The organism is Acidovorax sp. HMWF018, assembly GCF_003061035.1.
GTDB lineage: Bacteria > Pseudomonadota > Gammaproteobacteria > Burkholderiales > Burkholderiaceae_C > Acidovorax > Acidovorax delafieldii.
This window is the reverse complement of the sequence record NZ_QAIM01000031.1, coordinates 7,272-12,266: the sequence shown is the minus strand read 5'-3', so window position 1 is coordinate 12,266 and position 4,995 is coordinate 7,272. Positions and strand designations below refer to the sequence as shown.

Here is a 4,995-nt window from a genome sequence, read left to right as displayed (position 1 = left end):
CGTCCTGCACCGACCACACCATCGCCTGGGGGGCCAGCTCCGGCCGGCAGCGCAGGCAGGGGCGAAATCCGGCGCTTTCGGCCTGCGCCGCCAGCGCAAAAAACCGGCAGTTCTCGCGCCGGGGTGTGCGCACGGCGCAGACGGGGCGGCAGTAGATGCCGGTGGAGGTCACTCCGGTGAAAAAATGCCCGTCAAACCGCGCGTCGCGCGCCTGCAGCGCCAGGTAGCGGCCTTCGTCGGATGCCACATCCGTGGCGGTGTACGAGGGGGGGGCGGTCGGGGTCATGGGCCAGATCATAGGAGCCTGGCTTCGCACCACTGGCCGTTTTCGGACCTGTGCCTTTGGCAAGGGCAGGGTGCACGCCTGAGGCATCGACTGACAATCACCCCCAGGGCCGCCGCCTACAATGCAGCGGACTTTTCAACCCCATCACGAAAGGCCCCCCTGCGTGCAACCGACCCCCGCCATCTTCAAAGCCTATGACATCCGCGGCATCGTGCCGTCCACCCTGAACGAAGACGTGGCCCTGGGCCTGGGCCGGGCCTTTGGCACCGCAGCACGCGCGGAAGGGCAGACCACCGTGGCGGTGGGGCGCGATGGGCGCCTGTCCGGCCCCGCCATGTCGGCGGCGCTGATCCGGGGGCTGGTGGAGGCGGGCATCGAGGTGATCGACGTGGGCCTGGTCACCACGCCGCTGCTCTACTTTGCGGCCAGCACGCTGTGCACCAGTGGTATCCAGGTCACCGGCAGCCACAATCCCAAGGACTACAACGGCTTCAAGATGGTGCTGAACGGCCGCGCCATCTATGGTGACGAGATCCAAGGCCTGCGCCGCACCATGGAGCAGGAAAGCTGGCAGCTGCTGGCCGGCGGCTCGGTCCGCCATGTGGATGTGCTGCCCGCGTACCGCGAACGCATCGTGGGTGACGTGAAGCTGGCCCGGCCGCTCAAGATCGTGGTGGACTGCGGTAACGGCATTGCCGGCGCGTCGGCCCCCGCCATCTTCCGTGCGCTGGGCTGCGAGGTGATCGAGCTGTTCTCGGAGGTGGACGGCAACTTCCCCAACCACCACCCCGACCCGAGTAAACCTGAAAACCTGCGTGACCTGATCGACGCCCTGAAAGCCAGCGATGCCGAACTGGGCCTGGCCTTTGACGGAGACGGCGACCGCCTGGGCATTGTGACCAAGGACGGCACCAACATCTTCCCCGACCGCCAGATGATGCTGTTTGCGCAAGACGTGCTTTCGCGCGTGCCCGGCGGCGAGATCATCTTCGACGTGAAGTGCACCCAGCGCCTGGCGCCCGCCATTGCAGCGGCCGGTGGCGTGCCGGTGATGTTCAAGACCGGCCACTCGCTGATCAAGGCGCGCATGAAGGAGACGAACTCTCCCCTGGGTGGCGAGATGAGCGGCCACATCTTCTTCAAGGAGCGCTGGTACGGCTTTGACGACGGTACCTATGCCGGCTGCCGCCTGCTGGAGATCCTGAGCCGCAGCAGCGACCCGAGCGCCGTGCTGAACGCGCTGCCCACCAGCTTCTCGACCCCCGAGCTGAATGTGGCCTGTGCCGAGGGCGAGCCGCACCGCCTGACGGCCGAGCTGCAGGCCCTGGCCGCAGAAACCTTTGCCGCGCCCGCCGCCATCAGCAGCATCGATGGCTTGCGCGTGGACTGGCCCGATGGCTTTGGCCTGATCCGCGCCAGCAATACCACCCCCGTGCTGGTGCTGCGCTTTGAGGGCCACACGCCCGAAGCCCTGGCCCGCATCGAGGCCGCCATGCTGGCGCTGCTGCACCGGGTCAAGCCCGACGCCCATGTGGGCGCAGCCAGCCACTGACATTGCCTGCCGCACGCCCGATGCTGTCGCTCTCCACCCCTTTGTGTGTCGCTGCCGCCCAGACGCCGTCGGCGCCGGGCGACTTGGAGCGCAACCTGCAAGCGCACCTGGCCTGCGTGCGGGCTGCCGCCCACCAGGGCGTGCAACTGCTGCAGTTCCCGGAGCTGTCGCTCATGGGCTACGAGCCCGCGCTCATGGCAGACCATGTACTGACGGCCGACCACCCCGTGCTGCTGGCCTTGCGCCAGGCCGCCCAAAGCCATGGCATGGCCCTGGTGGTGGGTGCTCCGGCTGAGCCTGCGGAGCAGGGCGCATTGCCCGCCATTGGTGCCTGGCTGCTGGGGCCGGACGGAAGCGTGGCGCTGTACCGCAAGCGCCATCTGCACGACAGCGAAGAACAATTTGCCAGCGCGGGCACGGACGACGCGCAGGTGCAACTGGTGGCCGGCGAGCCCACGGCACTGGCCGTGTGCGCCGACATCACCCATCCCGAGCATGCCCAGGCGGCCCGCGGGGCGGGCGCGGCCCTGTATGCGGCGGGCGTGCTGATCTCTGAAAAGGCCTATGCGGCCGAATCGGCCATGCTGGAAGGCTACGCGCGCGACCACGACATGGCCGTACTCGCGGCCAACTACAGCGGCACGTCCGGTGGCTACGTGAGTGCGGGGCGCAGCGCGTTCTGGGCGCCCGGTGGCCGCTGTGTGGTGGCTGCGCCGGATGACGCGCCCTGCATCGTCTGGGCACAGCGCAGCGACAGCGGCTGGGCGGGTGGTGTGCTGAGCCTGTCTGTGCCCGCATGAAAGCCGCGCGGGCCCTGTATTCGCTGCTGACCTGGAGCGCGCAGCCGCTGCTGCGCCGCAAGCTGCGCCGCCGTGCAGTGGCCGAGCCGGGCTACGCCTACGCGGTGGGAGAGCGCTTTGGCCGCTACCCGGCCCCTATCGACAGCCTGATGCCCCACAGCAGCACCGACCCGCTGGGGCGGTTTGTGTGGGTGCATGCCGTATCGCTGGGCGAAACCCGTGCCGCCGCCATCTTGCTGGCCCAGTTGCGTGAACAGCTGCCGGGCATGCGCCTGTTGCTCACCCACGGCACCGCCACAGGGCGGGCCGAGGGCGAAAAGCTGCTGCTGCCTGGCGACGTGCAGGTGTGGCAGCCCTGGGACACGCCGGGCGCCGTGGGTCGGTTTTTGCGCAAGTTCCGCCCGGCCATCGGCATCCTGATGGAAACCGAGGTATGGCCCAACCTGGTGGCGGGCTGCCGGCAGCGGCGCATTCCGCTGGTGCTGGCCAATGCGCGCTTCAACGAGATATCGCTGCGCAAGGCGCAGCGCCTGTCAGCCCTGGCGCGGCCTGCATATGGCGGCCTGACGGCAGTCTGGGCCCAGACGCAGGAAGACGCCACGCGGCTCGCGGCCATGGGCGCGCCGGTGCGTGGTGTGCTGGGCAACCTCAAGTTTGACGTGGTGCCCGACGCACAGCTGCTGGAGCGGGGCCGCGAGTGGCGCACGCGCACCGGCCGCCCGGTGGTCTTGCTGGCCAGCAGCCGCGAGGGCGAGGAGGCCATGTGGCTGGAGCAGATCCAAAAAAAAATACGGCAAAAATCGCCTCAAGCGCTAGTGGATCATGCCTTGGCAGCTATCAATAGTGAAGCATCTGGCGACGATCTTCCCCCCGTGCAATGGCTCATCGTGCCGCGCCACCCGCAGCGGTTTGACGAGGTCCACCAGCTGCTGCAGCGGGCCGGCCTGTCGGTGTCGCGCCGCAGCACCTGGGCGGCGGCACCTGCGGCCGCTGACGTGTGGCTGGGGGACTCGATCGGCGAAATGGCGTTGTATTACGGCCTGGCCGATGTGGCTTTGCTGGGCGGGAGTTTCGCCCCACTGGGCGGCCAGAACCTGATCGAGGCTGCCGCCTGCGGTTGCCCCGTGGTGCTGGGCCCGCACACCTTCAACTTTGCCGAGGCGGCGGAACTGGCGTGCGCGGCGGGGGCTGCCCAGCGGGTGCCTGACCTGGCCCAAGGAATGGCACAGGCTGCAGCGCTGGCGGGGGACGCCCGCGGCCATGAGCAGGCTAGCGAGCGGGCCACCCGGTTCGCGGCCACGCACCGAGGGGCTGCGCAGGCCACGGCGCGTGCGATTGTGGCGCTGGTGCAGCCCGAGGGCGGCCTGCATTAGGCTTCAGCAATTCATGCACGGGATGCACCCCGGCGCGGGGTGCAAGGACACAATTACTTGGCCAGCAGTGCGTTGACCGCTTCGATGTCCTGCTGCGACAGCGTGCCCGCCGCCTGGCGCAGCTTGAGCCCGCCCAGCAGCACGTTGTAGCGGGCCTGGGCCAGGTCACGCTTGGTCTGGTAGAGCTGGCTTTGGGCGTTGAGCACGTCGATGTTGATGCGCACACCCACCTGGTAGCCCAGCTTGTTGGCGTCCAGCGCGCTCTGGCTGGAGGCTTCGGCCGCTTCCAGGGCCTGCACCTGGCCCTGGCCGGACTGCACGCCGTAGAACGCTGCGCGCGTGGCCTGGGCCACGTTGCGGCGGGCGGTTTCGAGGTCGGCCTCGGCCTTGGTTTCGAGGGCCAGGGTTTCCTTCACGCGGTTTTGCACGGCAAAGCCTGCAAACAGGGGGAGGTTCAGTGCCACGCCCACGCTGGCGGCATTGCTGCGGGCCGTGACGCCGGGCGAGGTGATGGTGCCGTGCAGGTTGCGCGTGACGTTGTAACCTGCCTGCAGGTCCACCGTGGGCAGGTGCCCGGTTTCGGCTTTTTTGGTCTCCAGCCGCGCAATGTCCAGCGCAATGGCGGCCTGGCGCACGCCGGGCTGCTGGTCGCGGGCGGTGTCCACCCAGGTGGCAAGGTTGTCCGGCACTACGCCGGGCAGTTGCACCGGCAGTGCCAGGGGCTGCGGCTTGGTGCCGGCGATGCCGACCAGCTGGTCCAGCGCCAGGCGCTTGACGCGCAGGTCGTTCTCGGCGGCGATCTCCTGGGCAATCACCAGGTCGTAACGGGCCTGGGCTTCACGCGAATCGGTCACCGTGGTGGTACCGACCTCGAAATTGCGCTTGGCGGCGGCCAGTTGCTCGGACACGGCGGCCTTCTGGGCCTGCACAAAGGTGAGGGTGTCTTGCGCCGCCAGCACGTCGAAGTAGGCCTGGCTCACCCGC

The 4,995-nt window shown here is 68.7% G+C and carries 5 protein-coding genes; 3 read left to right on the top strand and 2 right to left on the bottom strand.

Features of this window, described 5'->3' with window-relative positions; translation table 11 throughout:
• Positions 1-286: Ada metal-binding domain-containing protein (locus DBR23_RS30150; protein ID WP_304466186.1), on the bottom strand; the 286-nt coding region annotated here is incomplete at its 3' end.
• 163 nt (positions 287-449) lie between these two features.
• Between DBR23_RS30150 and DBR23_RS00875 the strand changes: the two genes are divergently transcribed.
• Genes DBR23_RS00875 through DBR23_RS00865 form a run of 3 tightly spaced genes read left to right on the top strand, consistent with a single transcriptional unit; the run spans position 450 to position 4,011 of the window.
• The gene (locus tag DBR23_RS00875) at positions 450-1,838 is read left to right on the top strand and encodes a phosphomannomutase/phosphoglucomutase (protein ID WP_108497002.1); all 1,389 of its coding nucleotides are present in this window, start codon (positions 450-452) and stop codon (positions 1,836-1,838) included.
• A 20-nt stretch (positions 1,839-1,858) separates the two neighbouring features.
• A complete protein-coding gene (locus DBR23_RS00870; protein ID WP_108497001.1) occupies positions 1,859-2,638 on the top strand; it encodes a carbon-nitrogen hydrolase family protein in 780 nt (259 codons plus the stop codon).
• Entirely contained in the window at positions 2,635-4,011 is a 1,377-nt protein-coding gene (locus DBR23_RS00865) for a 3-deoxy-D-manno-octulosonic acid transferase (RefSeq protein WP_108497000.1), read from the top strand. The genes DBR23_RS00870 and DBR23_RS00865 overlap by 4 nt, the downstream gene beginning before the upstream one ends.
• A gap of 53 nt (positions 4,012-4,064) precedes the next feature.
• Here the strand turns inward: DBR23_RS00865 and DBR23_RS00860 are convergent.
• Positions 4,065-4,995: TolC family outer membrane protein (locus DBR23_RS00860; protein ID WP_233250207.1), on the bottom strand; the 931-nt coding region annotated here is incomplete at its 5' end.